The organism is Capnocytophaga canis (assembly GCF_000827555.1).
Taxonomy (GTDB): domain Bacteria; phylum Bacteroidota; class Bacteroidia; order Flavobacteriales; family Flavobacteriaceae; genus Capnocytophaga; species Capnocytophaga canis.
Map to the genome: position 1 here is coordinate 92,615 of NZ_CDOI01000195.1, position 16,947 is coordinate 109,561.

A 16,947-nucleotide genomic window follows, 5' to 3' on the forward strand; every position below is an offset into this window, starting at 1 on the left:
AGAACCAAAAAATCGTTTAATATAAAATAAAAGAATACAATGAATTACAGAATTGAAAAAGACACAATGGGTGAAGTAAAAGTTCCTGCCGACAAATATTGGGGAGCTCAAACCGAACGCTCACGCAACAATTTTAAAATCGGTGCACCTGCTTCAATGCCTATTGAAATTGTTCGCGGTTTCGCCTATCTAAAAAAAGCTGCTGCTTATGCAAATTGCGATCTAGGTGTACTTCCTATTGAAAAGAGAGATGCCATTGCACAAGTTTGTGATGAAATTTTAGAAGGAAAATTAGATGACCAATTTCCGCTTGTAATTTGGCAAACGGGTTCCGGAACGCAGTCAAATATGAACGTAAACGAAGTAATTGCGAACCGTGCACAAGTACTTTCAGGCGGGAAAATAGGCGAAGGTGATCCTGTTTTAAAAGCAAATGATGACGTAAACAAATCGCAATCTTCAAACGATACTTTCCCAACAGGAATGCATATTGCTTGTTATAAAATGGTGGTTGAAAAAACTATCCCCGGCGTAGAACAACTTCGCAACACCCTAAAAGCTAAAGCTGAAGCCTTCAAAGATGTAGTAAAAATTGGACGTACTCACCTTATGGACGCCACACCACTTACCTTAGGACAAGAAATTTCAGGATATGCAGCTCAATTGGATTATGGACTTAAAGCCCTTAAAAATACATTGGCTCATCTTTCTGAATTAGCCTTAGGTGGAACTGCTGTAGGAACAGGTCTCAATACTCCAAAAGGATACGACGTGAAAGTAGCTGAATACATTGCTAAATTCACAGGACATCCATTTGTTACAGCTCCTAACAAATTTGAGGCTTTAGCATCGCATGATGCAATTGTAGAAGCTCATGGAGCTTTGAAACAATTAGCGGTTTCTTTGAACAAAATTGCAAATGATATTCGTATGTTGGCTTCTGGTCCTCGTTCAGGAATTGGAGAAATATTAATCCCTGAAAATGAACCTGGTAGTTCTATCATGCCAGGAAAAGTAAACCCTACACAGTGTGAAGCACTTACAATGGTTGCTGCTCAAGTTATGGGTAATGACGTTGCTATTTCCATTGGAGGAGCTCAAGGTCACTACGAGTTGAATGTCTTCAAACCTTTGATGGCTTCAAACTTCCTGCGTTCAGCAGAATTATTAGGAGATGCTTGTGTGTCATTTGACGAACATTGTGCACAAGGAATTGAACCTAATCACAGACGTATCAAAGAGTTAGTCGATAATTCTTTAATGTTGGTTACCGCTTTAAATACAAAAATAGGATATTACAAAGCTGCTGAAATTGCTCAAACAGCACACCGAAACGGAACTACTCTGAAAGAGGAAGCCGTTCGTTTGGGATACGTAACCCCTGAGGATTTTGACGCGTGGGTGAAACCAGAAGATATGGTAGGTAGTCTAAAATAAAATTTAAACTCAGAAAACAAAAGAGGCTGTCCTTTTCGGACAGCTTCTTTTCAAATTATCAGCTCTAAAAATATTGTTTAGCACGTTTTACTTTATTTAGCTATTAAATATAGTTTTTGTATGCTTGGCAGAAAAATAAGAGATGGATTGTCCAATTTGTAAAAGCAAAAACAAAATAAAAATGGAATTATCAAAGGCGCATTGTACGGATTATTGGAAAAGCTACAAAGAGTTTATCCCTGCTGAAAAGCATCTGCAAACTAAAAAGAAACTTATACTGTTGAAAGTTACAACAGCAGAATTCGGCATTATTTAGCCCGATTTAGAAGAAAAACCAAATGTTACACAAAACAATTATATATGATGATTTACAGTTTAAAATTATTAATGCTTAAACTAAACAATGAACTATCTATACTTAATTACTAATTCCAAAGCAAATAATATTAAATAATATCAAATAAAAATACAGTTATAAAAATTAGTTCAAATTCAAAAAAATATATATTTTTGTGGAATAATATAATTAAATCTTAGTTTAGTATGAAGAAAATAGCTATTTCTATCGTTGCTTTATTAACATTTCAACTGGGTATGGCTCAGTTAAAAACACCAAACGCGAGTCCTAAATCATCAATAAATCAGACTATTGGACTTACGGAAGTACAGATAACTTACGCTCGTCCGTCAGTGAAAAACAGGGTTATTTTCGGAGATTTGGTTCCATACGGAAAAATTTGGCGTACTGGAGCTAATGCTGCTACGGTTATTGAGTTTTCTACTCCAATAACTTTTGGAAATACAGAAGTCAAAGCAGGAAAATATGCTCTTTATTCTGTGCCTGACACCAACCAATGGAAAGTATTTTTATATGCTGACTCAGAATTGTGGGGAGCTCCAGGTAAAAATTTCGATCAAGGAAAGGTAATTGCAGAATCTGTTGTCAAACCATTAACTATAAACCCCAAAGTAGAAACTTTTACGATTGGTTTTGATGAAATTCGTAATAATGATGCCATGCTTACCCTTGCATGGGATAATATCTTAGTAAAAGTCCCTATCAAAGTAAATACCCGACAAGCCGTAATCGAAAGTATAGGAAAAACAATGAACGGCCCAACAGCAAGTGATTATCACAGAGCTGCTATGTTCTATTTTGAAGAAAATATAGATTTAGACAAGGCTTTGGAATGGTCATCAAAAGCGGTGGAACTTAACCCTACAGCTTATTGGGTACAAAAACTGAAATCTGATATCCAAGCAGCCAAAAAAGATTATAAAAATGCTATCAAAACTGCTGAAATAGCTTTGGAAAGAGCTCAAAAAGCAGGAAATGATGGTTATGTAAAGGCTATCCAAGAAAATATAAATGCTTGGAAAAAGAAGTAAAAACAATTGAAATCGTAGAAAGGCTATCCGCAAACTTTTTGGGGTAGCCTTTTTTATTGCTACTCCTCCCCCATTTTATTACGCTACATTTCTTTATGTGATAATCAAATTTGAGAACCTTTTCCGTTTGCCCACCCAATTGCGTTTCGTAATTATTTTTATATCTTTGCACAAAAAATAAGCAAAATTATGAGTGCAATAGTTGCCATTGTAGGTCGCCCAAATGTAGGGAAATCTACTTTTTTTAATCGACTAATAAAACGCCGTGAGGCGATTGTTGATGCTGTGAGTGGAGTTACACGTGATCGTCATTACGGGAAAACGGATTGGAATGGAGTTGAATTTTCTGTTATTGATACAGGAGGATATGTTTTAGGGAGCGACGATTATTTTGAAAAAGAAATAGATAAACAAGTTACTTTAGCCATTGATGAGGCTGATGCCATTATTTTCATGGTAAACGTGGAAGATGGCGTTACAGGAATGGATGAAACAGTGGCTGATTTGCTTCGAAAGTCAAAAAAGCCGATTTTTGTAGCTGTAAATAAAGTAGATAGCAACAATCGAGTGGCTGATTCACACGAATTTTATGCCTTTGGTTTTGAAAATGTGTATACACTATCCAGTTTAAATGGAAGTGGCAGTGGTGAGTTATTGGACGACTTGGTAAAGGTACTTCCTATTAAAGAAGGTGATGAAGAAACAGAGCAATTACCCCGTTTTGCAGTGGTTGGACGACCTAATGCAGGAAAATCATCATTTATCAATGCATTGATTGGAGAGGATAGATATATAGTTACAGACATTGCAGGTACTACACGCGATGCAATTGACACAGAGTACAACCGATTTGGATTCAAATTTAATTTGGTTGATACAGCGGGTATCCGTCGTAAATCAAAAGTAAAGGAAGATTTGGAATTTTATTCCGTAATGCGTTCTATTCGAGCCATAGAACATGCCGATGTGTGTATACTGATGATTGACGCAACACGTGGGTTTGAAGGTCAAGACTCTAATATTTTTTGGTTAGCGGAACGGAACCGAAAAGGAATCGTTATTTTGGTAAATAAATGGGATTTGGTTGAAAAACAAAATAATACGATGAAAGAGTATGAAGCAATCATACGTAAAGAAATTGCTCCATTCACTGATGTACCGATTATTTTCATCTCAGCACTGAGCAAACAGCGTATTTTCAAAGCTATTGAACAGGCTGTGGAAGTTTATAAAAATCGTTCAAAGCGTGTTCAAACCTCAAAGCTAAACGAAATTATGTTACCTCTGATTGAAAGTTATCCACCACCTGCCATCAAAGGTAAGTATATCAAAATTAAATATTGTATGCAATTACCTACACCAATGCCTCAATTTGTGTTTTTTGCCAATTTGCCTCAGTATGTAAAAGAACCTTACAAACGATTCATTGAGAATAAATTACGCGAAAACTTCGATTTTAGAGGAGTTCCAATTGATATTTACTTCAGACAAAAATAGTCATATCATATTGATAAAAAAGCCGAAAGTGCAATACTTTCGGCTTTTTTATTACTTCTTTAAAAGAAATCTTACAATTATTTAAACTCTTTTTCGTAACGTTTGCGGTCGTTTTCGTTTAGGTAGATTTTACGCAGACGCAATGATTTTGGCGTAACTTCTACGTATTCATCTTTTTGGATATATTCCAGAGCTTCTTCCAAAGAGAATTTAATAGCAGGAGCAATACGCATTTTGTCGTCCGCACCTGCCGAACGTATGTTAGTGAGTTTCTTGGTTTTAGTAACGTTTACCACCATATCATCACCACGTGAATTTTCGCCTATTACTTGTCCTTCGTACACATCTTCGTTCGGGTCGATGAAGAATTTCCCTCTATCTTGCAGTTTATCAATAGAATACGGAATAGCTTTTCCGTTTTCCATAGAAATTAACGAGCCATTGATACGCCCTGATATTTCGCCTTTGTAAGGTTGGTATTCCAAGAAGCGATGTGCCATAATAGCTTCTCCGGCAGTAGCAGTAAGTATCTGATTACGAAGACCTATAATCCCTCGTGATGGAATAATGAACTCAATAACCATTCGTTCGCCTTTCGGAGTCATTGACAACATTTCACCTTTACGAAGAGTTACAAACTCTACAGCTCTTCCTGATAGGTTTTCAGGTAGGTCGATGGTCAATTCTTCAACGGGTTCGCATTTTACGCCGTTGATTTCTTTAATAATTACTTGTGGCTGACCGATTTGTAATTCATAACCTTCACGACGCATCGTTTCGATAAGTACTGAAAGGTGCAATACACCACGTCCGAAAACCATAAATTTGTCGGCACTATCCGTAGGCTCTACGCGAAGAGCAAGATTTTTCTCCAATTCTTTCTCCAAACGCTCCTTAATGTGGCGTGAAGTTACGAATTTTCCTTCTTTTCCGAAGAAAGGAGAATCGTTGATAGTGAATAACATACTCATTGTAGGCTCATCGATAGCGATGGTAGGTAAGGCTTCCGGATTTTCAAAATCGGCAATGGTGTCACCAATGTCAAAACCTTCCAAACCTGCGATGGCACAGATATCACCGGCTTGTACTTCATCGATTTTTTTACGTCCTAATCCGTCAAAAGTGTGTAGTTCCTTAATTTTTGATTTTGTGATAGTTCCGTCACGTTTTACCAACGAAACATTCATTCCGCTTTTTAGCACACCACGTTGCAAACGCCCGATAGCAATTCGACCTGTAAAAGAAGAATAATCTAAGGAAGTGATAAGCATTTGTGTGGTTCCTTCCTCTATTTTGGGTGATGGAATATGCTTGATAACCATATCCAAAAGCGGGTCGATAGAATCGGTTTGGTTTTTCCAATCTTCTGACATCCAATTGTTTTTGGCAGAACCATACACGGTAGGGAAATCCAACTGCCATTCTTCGGCACCGAGTTCAAACATTAGGTCGAACACTTTTTCGTGAACTTCATCAGGGGTACAATTCTCCTTGTCCACTTTGTTTACAACCACGATAGGTTTGAGTTTCATTTCGATAGCTTTTTGAAGCACGAAACGCGTTTGTGGCATTGGACCTTCAAAAGCATCTACCAAAAGAAGTACTCCGTCCGCCATATTAAGCACACGTTCCACCTCACCACCGAAATCGGCGTGTCCTGGAGTGTCTATGATATTGATTTTCGTTCCTTTATAATTCACGGAAACATTTTTAGAAAGAATAGTAATTCCGCGTTCGCGTTCAATGTCGTTGTTGTCCAAAATCAATTCTCCCGACTCTTGATTTTCTCTGAACAACGCACAGTGGTGTAGTATTTTATCTACCAAAGTGGTTTTTCCGTGGTCAACGTGGGCAATGATTGCGATGTTTTTGATTTGTGTCATATAGTAAAGTAATAATTTTTCAGGCGACAAAATTACAAAAAAAGTATGTGTTTACAACAAAAGATGAAAAAAAATCAAATAAGAGATTAAAAACATAAATAAATACAACGTTTAGAGAGATTTTGTACAATTTTATGATTTGATTTTCAATAATTGTTTCCAAACCCCTTTCCATCGATAGTTGCGAATCCAATGACCTTGTTTGTAGGTTACCAAGTATGGCTGTTTTTCACGTTTGGCATTAAAATAACCTTGTAGATAATCTTTAAAAAGTTGCCATTTTCTTTTTTTCGATGCTAATTTAGCAGAAGCTAAGAGTGATAACCAAAATCCATAGCGGAGGCGATAGAAAACACCGCCTTGTAGCAGACGAGCTTGGAGAGTGTAACTCGTTCCTGTAGGTTTTAAATGTTTGACTTTCAGTGATGAATCAGTACATACTTCCCATCCGAAATAACGAGCAAGTAACTCATCGATAGTGTCCCACCCCATAGCAGGAGGCAGTCCACCTATGTTCGAAAAACAATCTTTCCGATATGCTTTTAAAGCTCCTCGTAAATGATCCCTGTTGGTCAGATTTTCTAATTCCCAAGTGCCGTTTTTTTCAATATAACAAAATCCTCCGCACATGCCTAATTGTGAGTTTTCAAGGAAATGTCGTTGTAGAGTAGCTAAATAATCTGTAGGAAACACTAAATCTGCATCAAACTTGCAGATTATATCAATATCTTTGCGCAAAAAAGGTAGTCCTGTATTGAAGGTTTGTACTACTTTGCTACCAGGAAGGTGTTTTCCTGTATTTTCTTTGCGAATAACTTCTAAAATAGGATTTTTCCGACGTATTTTATCTAAAATTAATGGGGTTTCATCCGTTGAAGCGTCATCTACTACGATAATTTGTGTTGGTAATAGCGTTTGATTAAACAATGATTCCAAAGTTTGTGCAATGTAATTAGCTTCGTTATGAGCGGGGATGATAATACCAAAATTCATAGACTATATGTAAAATAACTTCGTAATATTTTATTAATCAATAGTGTCATGTTCAATAATATAAACATCCTCATTGTCGTGTTTCAGGTAGTACTCTTCTCGTCCCAAACGTTCACGACCTTCATCGGTATCTAAAATCAATAACATTTCTTTATCTTTTTCAATTTCCTTTTGTAGAAACTGTTTTTGTCGATTCAATTTATGAATTTCCTTATTCAATTCACGGTGTGTGAGTAAAGAATTAGAATCAAAAAAAGCCATCCAAAAGAAAAAACAAAACAGAATAAAGACATACAGTCTATATCCTTTGAGAAATGAAATGTATTGAAAAATAGTTTTTTTCATTTAATTTGCTAAGATGCGATTATGTACAATGGTTTTAATGATGTCAATAGCTACGAAATTACGTCTATTATTAGGTATTATAATGTCTGCATATTCTTTTACTGGTTCAATAAACTTCAAGTGCATCGGTTTGAGAGTGGTTTGATAGCGGTTCAACACCTCTTCTACGTCGCGTCCTCGTTCGGTAATGTCACGTTTAATACGTCGGATAAGTCGTTCATCAGGGTCGGCATGTACATAAATCTTAATATCGAACAACTCACGGATATCAGCACGTGAAAAAATTAAAATTCCCTCTACAATGACTACTTTAGTTGGTTTTATCAGTACCGTTTCGCCTGTTCTGTTGTGTTCAACGAAAGAATAGACGGGACTTTCCACTGGTATTCCTGATTTTAGAGATATCAAATGTTGTTTTAGTAAATCAAAATCGATAGAATCGGGGTGGTCAAAGTTTGTTTTTACCCTTTCGGTATAAGGCAAATGACTCATTTCCCGATAGTAAGAATCCTGTGAAATGACACTTACTTCTTGGGATAATTCACTAACAATTTGATTTACAACGGTTGTTTTTCCACATCCCGTTCCTCCTGCAATTCCTATAATGAGCATCCTTTTATATTTTAGTTTACACGTATGATTTTAGCTCCTAAGGAACGTAATCGTTCATCGATATCTTCGTAACCTCGGTCAATTTGTTCAATGTTATAGATAATTGATGTTCCTTTGGCAGAAAGTGCTGCGATAAGCAAGGCAATTCCAGCACGTATGTCGGGTGAAGTCATCAATGTGGCTCGTAAGGGTGATTTGAAATCGTTACCTATGACAGTAGCCCGATGCGGGTCACACAGAATAATTTTTGCCCCCATATCAATAAGTTTATCAATGAAAAACAAGCGACTTTCGAACATTTTTTGGTGAATAAGTACCTCCCCACGAGCTTGGGTAGCAACTACTAAAACGATACTCAGTAAATCAGGCGTAAATCCAGGCCAAGGAGCATCAGCAACTGTCAGAATAGAGCCATCAATATAACTTTGAATTTCATACCCATCTTTGTGGGCAGGAATATAAATATCATCACCTTGGCGCTCTAATTTAATACCTAACTTACGGAATACGTTGGGAATCAATCCCAAATGCTCCCAGCCTACGTTTTTAATTGTAATTTCGCTTTGAGTCATGGCTGCAAGTCCAATCCAGCTACCTATTTCAATCATGTCCGGTAGTATGGTATGTGTGCATCCCGATAGTTTTTCTACTCCGTTGATAGTAATAAAATTAGAACCAATACCTTGAATGTCAGCCCCCATATTGTTTAACATACGACACAGTTGTTGTACGTAAGGTTCGCAAGCGGCATTGTAAATCGTGGTAGTTCCTTTAGCTAAGACTGCTGCCATAATTATATTCGACGTTCCCGTAACCGAAGCCTCGTCTAATAGCATATCCGTTCCTGTGAGTCCATTTGCTTTTACGCTATATATGTGATTGTCAGAATCATATTTGAAGTCAGCTCCTAATTTTATAAACCCTTCAAAGTGGGTATCTAAACGTCTTCGACCTATTTTGTCACCTCCTGGTTGCGGAATATATGCCACACCAAAACGTGTTAAAAGAGGCCCAACAATCATTATAGACCCTCGTAAACTTTGTCCTTCAGAGTGAAATGCCATGGATTCCAAGTAGTTGATATTGATTTCATCGGCTTGGAAACTATATGATCCTTTTCCTAATTTTTGAGTTTTCACTCCTAAGTTTTCAAGTAATGACATCAATTTATTGATATCTAAAATATCTGGTATATTGTGAATGGTCACTTTTTCATCGGTGAGCAGTACAGCACATAAAATCTGTAGTGCTTCATTCTTAGCACCTTGTGGAGTAATTTCACCCTTAAGCTGATGCCCCCCTTCAATTTTAAAAATTCCCATACTTATTTTGTTTTTTTATGATTTGTAGCTCCTTTTTTATTGTTTTGAGATGTATTTTTTCTGGTCAGATTCTGTTTTGTTTTAATCAATTCCTGACTGGTTGTTAAATCTTCTTTATCTTGCTTTAAATCAATCTGCCCATTGCTTAATTCATACAGATGTTGGAAGATTACTTCGTCCTCAACAGTTTCTTTATTCCAATTTAAGTAACTTTTTTTCATATGATTCGCTATTGAGAATTTCAATGCTGTTTTTAAATCACTTTCTTCCCAACGCACACAAACATCAATCATTTTTTTGATATTGTTACCGTAAAAACGATATTTTGGATGACTTTGGGGGTAGTTCAACCTGTCAGGGTGTCGTACTAAAACAGCTTCTGTTGGACGTTCAAAAGGAGAATCTACATCCAGCTGAAATCCCGACATGATGAAAAGTTGATCCCATAATTTATGCTGGAAGTCTGGCACATCTCTTAAATGTGGATTTAGATTTCCCATTACTGCAATAATCCCTTTGGCGGTATTGTTGCGTTCTTCTCGGTCTTCGATATGAATTGCCTTCTCAATCATTTTCTGGATATGTCGACCATATTCAGGAATGATTAAAGGGGTACGTTCTGTGTTATATTCTAAGCTCTCCAAAATTATTTAGATGTTTTAATTTTAAATGATTTAATAGTCCTACTAAGGTACTTATTTTCTAGTGTTTTTTATCAAAATATTCAAAACACTACAACTATTCTTAGGGAAAAATCCATTTTATATCTTTTCTGAGGAATTTCTATTTATTGTTAAAACCTAATAGCTCCTACAGAATTAATAAATTGAGTCTCTATCACGCAAAGTTATGAAAAAAATTTTACTTTTTCCGCATTCGAGCCATATAAAATCCGTCGTAGCCTGTTTGGTGTGCAAAAATATTTTCTTCAGTTTCAAATATAAAGTTTTTACCTGCCTCAGACTCTAAAAAAGTTTCTACTTGTTTTTGATTTTCCGAAGGAAGTATGGAGCAGGTTGCGTAAACCATTTTTCCTCCAGGCTTTACCATCTTGCTGTAATCTTGCAAAATCTGCTGTTGTGTTTCCCTAATTTTATTTAAAAATTCAGGTTGTAATTTCCATTTAGCATCTGGATTACGTTTAAGCACTCCCAATCCACTACAAGGTGCATCAATCAATACGCGGTCGGCTGTGTTTTGCATTCGTTTAAGGTGTTTATTATCAATCACTTTGGTTTCTATATTGAATACCTCATTACGACGGGCTCGACGTTTGAGTTCTTGCAATTTGTTCTCATAAATATCCATTGCAATAATTTGCCCTTTATTTTTCATCAGCGATGCCAAGTGTAGGGTTTTTCCACCAGCACCGGCACATGTGTCAATCACTCGCATTGAGGGAAGTACCTCCAAGAAAGGAGCTACTCTCTGTGACGAAGCGTCTTGCACCTCAAACATACCACTTGAAAAAGCCTTGGTAGTGAATATGTTAGCTCTCTGAATCAACTCTAAGGCTTCAGGATAGGATTTTAGAAGTTTTGTTTCGATACCTTCATTTCTTAATAGGTTTTTGAGCTGTGCAGGAGCAATTTTTAGAGTATTCACTCGTAATACAACAGGAGCTAATTCATTGAGGGCAGTGAGCTCTTTGCTCCAAATATCTGAACCTAACTCCGCTTCTCCCAAAGCATCAAGCCAGTCGGGAACGGAATCTTTAAATTTACGTATTTTTGAAAGTTCATCAAATTTGCCTTTAATACGACGTTGGGGTGTGTTCTCAAAACACGACCAATCAGGCAAATGAACACCTTTAAGAACTGCCCATACAGCAAACATCCGAAATAAATCATGTGAAGAAAACGGTGCTTTTACCTCTGCAATTTCAGCATACAGACGTTTCCATCGTACAATGTCATACATCGTTTCGGCTATGAAAGCACGATCACGAGCCCCCCAGCGTTTATCTTTTTTCAGTTGTCTTTCAACTACTTTATCGGCATACTGTTGCTCGTTAAAAATAAACCCCAATCCTTCGATGACAGCCTCTGTAAGATTTCGATGTAATCGCATGTTTAAATTTTTATTGATACTATTTTACTTTAAATATACTTTTGAAATATAGGTACGTAGTACCACAGGTGAAGTTAAATAAAAACTATTCTACTGTATAACAAGCGGACAAAGGTAGTCATTTGTATATGAATAAACAACTATCATCAACAAATCGCACTTACCGATGGAATTTAAGTACTAATGTAATTTAAGAAACATCACATAAAACAATGAAGTATAAACACTTAACTTTGGAGCAAAGATACGAAATAAAAATATACATTAAATGTAATAAATCACAAAAATTTGTTACCAAGCAATTAGGTGTATCAGAAAGGCACCATCAGTAGGAGCTTAAGAGGAATAGGCTCAAAAGAGGTGTTTATAACCCTCAAAACACTCAAGAACAAGCCAATATTCGCAGAAAATATTTTCTAAAGAACAAAAAATTGACCGAAGGATGATTATTTTTTAGAGAACACATCACGAACACCTTAACTTTAAAAACTATAAAAATAAGTAATAACACTAGATTTTGAAGAACCTAAAAATTTATTTTATAAATTGATGGCATAAAAAATTGGACTTGGGGGTTGAATCTAAGGTATAAATAATATCAAACCATAATTGTTTAATAGCAAAAAAAATTGTAACTTTGTCCCTTATAATTAACACTTGAAAAGATATGGCTAATACCACAGAGGAAAATCTGGAAATTGTTCGTAAGGTTTTCACCGCCTACTTAGAGGAAAATGGACATCGAAAAACACCTGAACGTTTCGCTATCGTGAAAGAAATTTACGAAAGTGGTGAACATTTCGATATTGAAACGCTGTATATCAGCATGAAAAACAAAAAATATCGAGTAAGTCGTGCTACGCTCTATAATACTATTGAGTTGCTTTTGGAATGTGGTTTGGTACGTAAACACCAGTTTGGACAAAACCAAGCTCACTACGAGAAATCATACTTTGACCGTCAGCACGATCATGTAATTTTAACCGATACAGGCGAAGTGTTTGAATTTTGTGATCCGAGAATCCAATCTATCAAAAAAACAATTGAAGAGGTTTTTAATATCGAAATTACGAACCATTCGCTATATTTTTACGGAAAGAAAAACAAATAACCAAATCATAAAATCGCTAAAAAATGGCAGTAAATTTACTTCTTGGGCTTCAATGGGGCGACGAAGGAAAAGGAAAAATTGTAGATGTTCTCACTCAAGAATATGATATCATAGCTCGTTTTCAAGGAGGACCTAATGCAGGACATACTCTTGAATTTAACGGCATCAAACACGTCTTGCACACCATACCGTCTGGAATTTTCCATGAAAGTGCAATAAACATCGTTGGAAATGGGGTAGTTATTGATCCTATCATCTTCAAAAAAGAAATCGAAGCACTCAAAAAATTCGATATTGATCTGAAAAAAAGATTATTAATCTCTCGTAAAGCACATCTTATTTTACCTACTCACCGATTGTTAGATGCTGCTTCTGAAACTTCAAAAGGAAAAGCAAAAATTGGTTCTACACTCAAAGGCATTGGACCTACTTATATGGACAAAACTGGAAGAAATGGACTTCGTGTGGGGGACATCGAATTGGATGACTTCAAAGAACGTTACCGCAATTTGACCGACAAACACGAAGAAATGATTTCTCACTACAATGTTGAAATTCAGTACAACTTAGCTGAGTTAGAGGCTGAGTTTTTTGAAGCTATAGAGGTTCTAAAAAGTTTACAGTTTATTGACAGTGAGGAATATATACACCAAGCTATCAGAAATAATAAAAAAATCTTGGCTGAAGGAGCTCAAGGTTCGCTGTTGGATATTGATTTTGGCACGTATCCTTTCGTAACCTCGTCAAATACTACGGCTGCTGGAGCTTGTACTGGTTTGGGGGTTGCTCCAACGCAGATTGGAGATGTGTTAGGAATTTTCAAAGCTTATACCACACGTGTAGGTAGTGGCCCTTTCCCTACCGAATTGTTTGATGAAACAGGTGAAACAATGGGACGTGTGGGTAAAGAGTTTGGAGCTACCACTGGGCGAAAACGTCGTTGTGGTTGGTTGGATTTGGTTGCATTACGATACGCTGTTCAAATAAATGGAGTTACACAGCTGATGATGATGAAAGCCGATGTACTAAGTGGATTTGACACTTTGAAAGTATGTACTGCATATCTGTATAAAGGACGAGAAATCAAACACTTACCATACAATATTGAGGAACAAAATGTTACGCCTATCTACACAGAGATGAAAGGATGGGCTCAGGATTTAACGACAATCAAAGATCATAATAAATTGCCACAGGAGTTGCTAAATTATATTGATTTCTTAGAGAAGGAACTCGAAGTACCAATTACCTTAGTTTCGGTAGGTCCTGACAGAACGCAAACTATACACAGAAAATAGGCTATTATAAATCAATAATTTGAATATGTCAGTAGCAAAAAAAGAATATAAACGTGTAACAACCAAGTCACTGATTGATATGAAATCAAGAGGTGAAAAAATCTCAATGCTTACGGCGTATGACTATACGTTCAGTAAACTCATTGATGGAGCTGGAATAGATGTTATTTTGGTGGGAGATTCGGCAAGTAACGTAATGGCAGGACATGAAACGACTTTACCAATTACGTTAGACCAAATGATTTACCACGCTTCATCAGTGGTTCGTGGTGCGAACCGTGCCTTAGTAGTAGTCGATTTGCCTTTTGGTTCATATCAGTCCGACCCTAAGGAAGCTCTACGTTCTGCCATCCGCATAATGAAAGAAAGCGGTGGACACGCAGTAAAATTGGAAGGCGGTAAGGAAATAAAGGAGAGTATAAAACGTATTTTAAATGCAGGAATCCCTGTTATGGGGCATCTGGGATTGACACCACAATCAATTTACAAATTTGGTTCATACACTGTTCGAGCAAAAGAAGATGCTGAAGCTGAAAAACTAAAACAAGATGCTCTTTTACTGCAAAAAATGGGATGCTTTGCTATTGTATTGGAAAAAGTTCCTGCAAAATTAGCGGAAGAGGTTGCTAAATCTGTCTCAATTCCAGTAATTGGTATCGGAGCAGGAAGCCATGTGGATGGACAAGTACTTGTACTACACGACGTACTTGGAATGACTCAAGGGTTTCATCCTCGTTTTCTGCGTAGATACGCTAATTTATATGAAGATATTAATTCAGCGGTTTCTCGCTATGTCGAAGATGTGAAAAACATAAATTTTCCAAATGAAGAAGAAAGTTATTAACTAATTATTCTTCTCACATGAGAGTATTCTGATTTCGGAAATAAGTAGATATTACGGATCATACAGTGATTGAATCAAAGAGAGTCTTGCATCCTTAATCCATACTTAAAAAATCAAAAGATTATTATAACTTATTACCTAAATAAAGTAAAGAAACAACCAAAAAAAGAATAAAATGAGTACAACCATTCAAAAAAACACGCAATCCATCAAACACCAGCCTGCTGGATTGTTCGAGGAAACTCGCTATGAAAAAATACACAATGTTATTTTTTCGGATGCAAATTCGGCTTCTATTGCCGTAGCCAAAGAAATAGCTGAATTGATTAGAACAAAACAAGCTGAAGGAAAGAATTGCGTACTCGGTTTAGCGACTGGCTCTTCTCCTGTAAAGGTTTATCAGGAGTTAATTCGTATGCATAAAGAGGAAGGTCTTAGCTTTAAAAATGTAATTACGTTCAACTTGGATGAGTATTTCCCAATGCAAAAGGAAGATATTCAAAGTTACTGGCATTTTATGCACAAAAACTTATTCAACCATGTGGACATACTTCCTGAAAACATCAACATCCCAAGCGGAACATTAGGCAAAGAAGAAGTTCGTGACTACTGCTACGCTTATGAAGAAAAAATAAAACAAGCAGGTGGAATTGATTTCCAACTTTTAGGAATCGGACGTACTGGACATATCGGATTTAACGAACCTGGTTCAAACGTAAATTCCATCACGCGTATGGTCACTTTGAACAAAGTAACAAAAACGGATGCAGCACACGCTTTCGGTGGATATAAAAATGTACCTAGTAAAGCCATTACGATGGGAGTTGGAACAGTTTTAGCGGCTCGTCGCGTAGTGCTTTTGGCTTGGGGAGCTTCTAAGGCTTCTATCATTGCAAAAACTATTGAAGGAGAAGTTTCATCACAAATTCCCGCTACATTTTTACAAGAACACAAAAATACAACTTTTGTGATCGATGAAACGGCTGCAAGTGAATTGATTCGCAATAAAACTCCTTGGTTAGTAGGAGATTATGATTTCAATAATAAAAACGAAGAAGAAATTGCACGTGCGGTAGTTTGGTTGTGCGAACGTTTAGATAAAACCATTTTAGGACTTCGTGAGGAAGATTATCTTGAAAATGGATTAGGAGTCTTGTTAGAGGACACTTCGGCTTACGACCTAAATATCCGTATTTTTAATCGTATTCAAAGAGCCATCACAGGTTGGCCAGGCGGAAAACCTAATGCCGATGATTCGTATCGACCTGAGAGAGAACATCCTCACAAAAAAAGAGTTATTATTTTCAGCCCTCACCCCGACGATGATGTAATTTCAATGGGAGGTACTTTTGACCGATTGGTAGAACAAGGACACGAGGTACATATTGCCTACCAAACTTCGGGAAGCACGGCAGTTGCTGACACTGAAGCGTTACGTTTTGTAGAAGTAGCTCATGATATGTTACTGGGAAAAACGGATGTATCACATCTTGAAAAAGTAATGCAAATCCTTAAAAATAAAAAACAAGGAGATAAAGAGACCTTGGATGTTTGGAAACTTAAAGGAAACATCCGTCGTCATGAGTGCTATGGAGCTACGCGTTATTACAATGTTCCCGATGAAAATTTGCATTTCTTGAACTTACCTTTCTATGAAACTCAAGCGGTTGAAAAACAACCAATTGGTGAGGCAGACATCAAAATAATAGAAGACTTGATTCGTGAAGTAAAACCTCATCAAATATATGCAGCAGGTGATTTAGCCGATCCTCATGGAACACATAAAGTGTGCTTGGATGGAATTTTTGCTGCTTTGGAACGTTTGAAAAATGAAGATTATATGAAAGATTGTTGGGTGTGGCTTTACCGCGGTGCATGGCATGAGTGGGATGTTCACGAAATGGAAATGATTGTTCCTATGACACGTGACCAAGTGCTTCGCAAACGTCAGGCGATTTTCTTCCACCAATCACAAAAAGACGGAGCTATGTATATGGGAAGTGACATGCGTGAATTCTGGCAAAGAGCAGAAGAGCGAAATTCTGATACGGCTAACCGTCTTCACAAACTTGGTTTGGCAAAATATCAAGCTATGGAGGCCTTTAGACGTCACTTTTTTTAATAGTCAATGACACTATATCTTTTT

The 16,947-nt window shown here is 36.8% G+C and carries 14 protein-coding genes and 1 pseudogene; 8 read left to right on the forward strand and 7 right to left on the reverse strand.

The window, feature by feature from the left end; all coding sequences use genetic code 11:
- Window positions 1-39 precede the first annotated feature (39 nt).
- The 4 genes and pseudogenes from fumC (at window position 40) to der (ending at window position 4,323) form a co-directional block, all read left to right on the forward strand.
- Window positions 40-1,437: a class II fumarate hydratase gene (fumC, locus tag CCAND38_RS10500; protein ID WP_042345296.1), complete on the forward strand. Its 1,398-nt coding sequence runs from the start codon at window positions 40-42 to the stop codon at window positions 1,435-1,437.
- A 205-nt stretch (window positions 1,438-1,642) separates the two neighbouring features.
- Window positions 1,643-1,866: pseudogene (locus CCAND38_RS12115) on the forward strand (IS1 family transposase); the annotation flags it as partial.
- A gap of 114 nt (window positions 1,867-1,980) precedes the next feature.
- A complete protein-coding gene (locus CCAND38_RS10505) occupies window positions 1,981-2,826 on the forward strand; it encodes a DUF2911 domain-containing protein (RefSeq protein ID WP_042345297.1) in 846 nt (281 codons plus the stop codon).
- Between the two features lie 189 nt (window positions 2,827-3,015).
- Window positions 3,016-4,323, forward strand: a complete 1,308-nt coding sequence (der, locus tag CCAND38_RS10510; protein ID WP_042345299.1) for a ribosome biogenesis GTPase Der — start codon at window positions 3,016-3,018, stop codon at window positions 4,321-4,323.
- Between the two features lie 77 nt (window positions 4,324-4,400).
- Here der and typA read toward each other — a convergent pair whose 3' ends face one another.
- The 7 genes from typA to CCAND38_RS10545 all read right to left on the reverse strand — a co-directional run bounded on the left by typA (window position 4,401) and on the right by CCAND38_RS10545 (window position 11,548).
- On the reverse strand, window positions 4,401-6,206 hold the full coding sequence (typA, locus tag CCAND38_RS10515; protein ID WP_042345301.1) for a translational GTPase TypA: 1,806 nt from the start codon (window positions 6,204-6,206) through the stop codon (window positions 4,401-4,403).
- Between the two features lie 132 nt (window positions 6,207-6,338).
- Window positions 6,339-7,199 carry a glycosyltransferase family 2 protein gene (locus tag CCAND38_RS10520; protein WP_042345303.1) on the reverse strand — a complete coding sequence of 287 codons (861 nt, stop codon included), beginning with the start codon at window positions 7,197-7,199 and terminating at the stop codon, window positions 6,339-6,341.
- Window positions 7,200-7,232: 33 nt separating this feature from the next.
- The gene (locus CCAND38_RS10525) at window positions 7,233-7,544 is read right to left on the reverse strand and encodes a septum formation initiator family protein (protein WP_042345305.1); all 312 of its coding nucleotides are present in this window, start codon (window positions 7,542-7,544) and stop codon (window positions 7,233-7,235) included.
- Window positions 7,545-8,156, reverse strand: coding sequence for a uridine kinase (gene udk, locus CCAND38_RS10530; protein WP_042009643.1), 612 nt, complete (start codon window positions 8,154-8,156; stop codon window positions 7,545-7,547).
- Window positions 8,157-8,167: 11 nt separating this feature from the next.
- On the reverse strand, window positions 8,168-9,478 hold the full coding sequence (murA, locus tag CCAND38_RS10535; protein ID WP_042009640.1) for a UDP-N-acetylglucosamine 1-carboxyvinyltransferase: 1,311 nt from the start codon (window positions 9,476-9,478) through the stop codon (window positions 8,168-8,170).
- A gap of 2 nt (window positions 9,479-9,480) precedes the next feature.
- Window positions 9,481-10,122: a DUF4290 domain-containing protein gene (locus CCAND38_RS10540; RefSeq protein ID WP_042009637.1), complete on the reverse strand. Its 642-nt coding sequence runs from the start codon at window positions 10,120-10,122 to the stop codon at window positions 9,481-9,483.
- 217 nt (window positions 10,123-10,339) lie between these two features.
- On the reverse strand, window positions 10,340-11,548 hold the full coding sequence (locus tag CCAND38_RS10545) for an RsmB/NOP family class I SAM-dependent RNA methyltransferase (RefSeq protein WP_042345307.1): 1,209 nt from the start codon (window positions 11,546-11,548) through the stop codon (window positions 10,340-10,342).
- A 667-nt stretch (window positions 11,549-12,215) separates the two neighbouring features.
- Here CCAND38_RS10545 and CCAND38_RS10550 point away from each other — a divergent pair.
- The 4 genes from CCAND38_RS10550 (at window position 12,216) to nagB (ending at window position 16,923) form a co-directional block, all read left to right on the forward strand.
- A complete protein-coding gene (locus CCAND38_RS10550) occupies window positions 12,216-12,659 on the forward strand; it encodes a Fur family transcriptional regulator (RefSeq protein ID WP_042008119.1) in 444 nt (147 codons plus the stop codon).
- 23 nt (window positions 12,660-12,682) lie between these two features.
- Window positions 12,683-13,957 (forward strand): adenylosuccinate synthase, encoded by a 1,275-nt coding sequence (locus CCAND38_RS10555; RefSeq protein ID WP_042345309.1) that lies wholly within the window; start codon window positions 12,683-12,685, stop codon window positions 13,955-13,957.
- 25 nt (window positions 13,958-13,982) lie between these two features.
- Entirely contained in the window at window positions 13,983-14,801 is an 819-nt protein-coding gene (gene panB, locus CCAND38_RS10560; RefSeq protein ID WP_042008123.1) for a 3-methyl-2-oxobutanoate hydroxymethyltransferase, read from the forward strand.
- Window positions 14,802-14,976: 175 nt separating this feature from the next.
- On the forward strand, window positions 14,977-16,923 hold the full coding sequence (gene nagB, locus CCAND38_RS10565) for a glucosamine-6-phosphate deaminase (protein ID WP_042008125.1): 1,947 nt from the start codon (window positions 14,977-14,979) through the stop codon (window positions 16,921-16,923).
- The last annotated feature ends 24 nt before the right edge of the window (window positions 16,924-16,947 follow it).

What these genes read in the sequence shown, in the direction of transcription:
- murA (WP_042009640.1), bottom strand. Translation starts at nt 9,478, where the DNA reads ATGGGAATTTTTAAAATTGAAGGGGGGCATCAGCTTAAGGGTGAAATT.
- typA (WP_042345301.1), bottom strand. Translation starts at nt 6,206, where the DNA reads ATGACACAAATCAAAAACATCGCAATCATTGCCCACGTTGACCACGGA.
- CCAND38_RS10550 (WP_042008119.1), top strand. Translation starts at nt 12,216, where the DNA reads ATGGCTAATACCACAGAGGAAAATCTGGAAATTGTTCGTAAGGTTTTC.
- CCAND38_RS10525 (WP_042345305.1), bottom strand. Translation starts at nt 7,544, where the DNA reads ATGAAAAAAACTATTTTTCAATACATTTCATTTCTCAAAGGATATAGA.
- CCAND38_RS10520 (WP_042345303.1), bottom strand. Translation starts at nt 7,199, where the DNA reads ATGAATTTTGGTATTATCATCCCCGCTCATAACGAAGCTAATTACATT.
- fumC (WP_042345296.1), top strand. Translation starts at nt 40, where the DNA reads ATGAATTACAGAATTGAAAAAGACACAATGGGTGAAGTAAAAGTTCCT.
- panB (WP_042008123.1), top strand. Translation starts at nt 13,983, where the DNA reads ATGTCAGTAGCAAAAAAAGAATATAAACGTGTAACAACCAAGTCACTG.
- CCAND38_RS10505 (WP_042345297.1), top strand. Translation starts at nt 1,981, where the DNA reads ATGAAGAAAATAGCTATTTCTATCGTTGCTTTATTAACATTTCAACTG.
- nagB (WP_042008125.1), top strand. Translation starts at nt 14,977, where the DNA reads ATGAGTACAACCATTCAAAAAAACACGCAATCCATCAAACACCAGCCT.
- udk (WP_042009643.1), bottom strand. Translation starts at nt 8,156, where the DNA reads ATGCTCATTATAGGAATTGCAGGAGGAACGGGATGTGGAAAAACAACC.
- CCAND38_RS10555 (WP_042345309.1), top strand. Translation starts at nt 12,683, where the DNA reads ATGGCAGTAAATTTACTTCTTGGGCTTCAATGGGGCGACGAAGGAAAA.
- der (WP_042345299.1), top strand. Translation starts at nt 3,016, where the DNA reads ATGAGTGCAATAGTTGCCATTGTAGGTCGCCCAAATGTAGGGAAATCT.
- CCAND38_RS10545 (WP_042345307.1), bottom strand. Translation starts at nt 11,548, where the DNA reads ATGCGATTACATCGAAATCTTACAGAGGCTGTCATCGAAGGATTGGGG.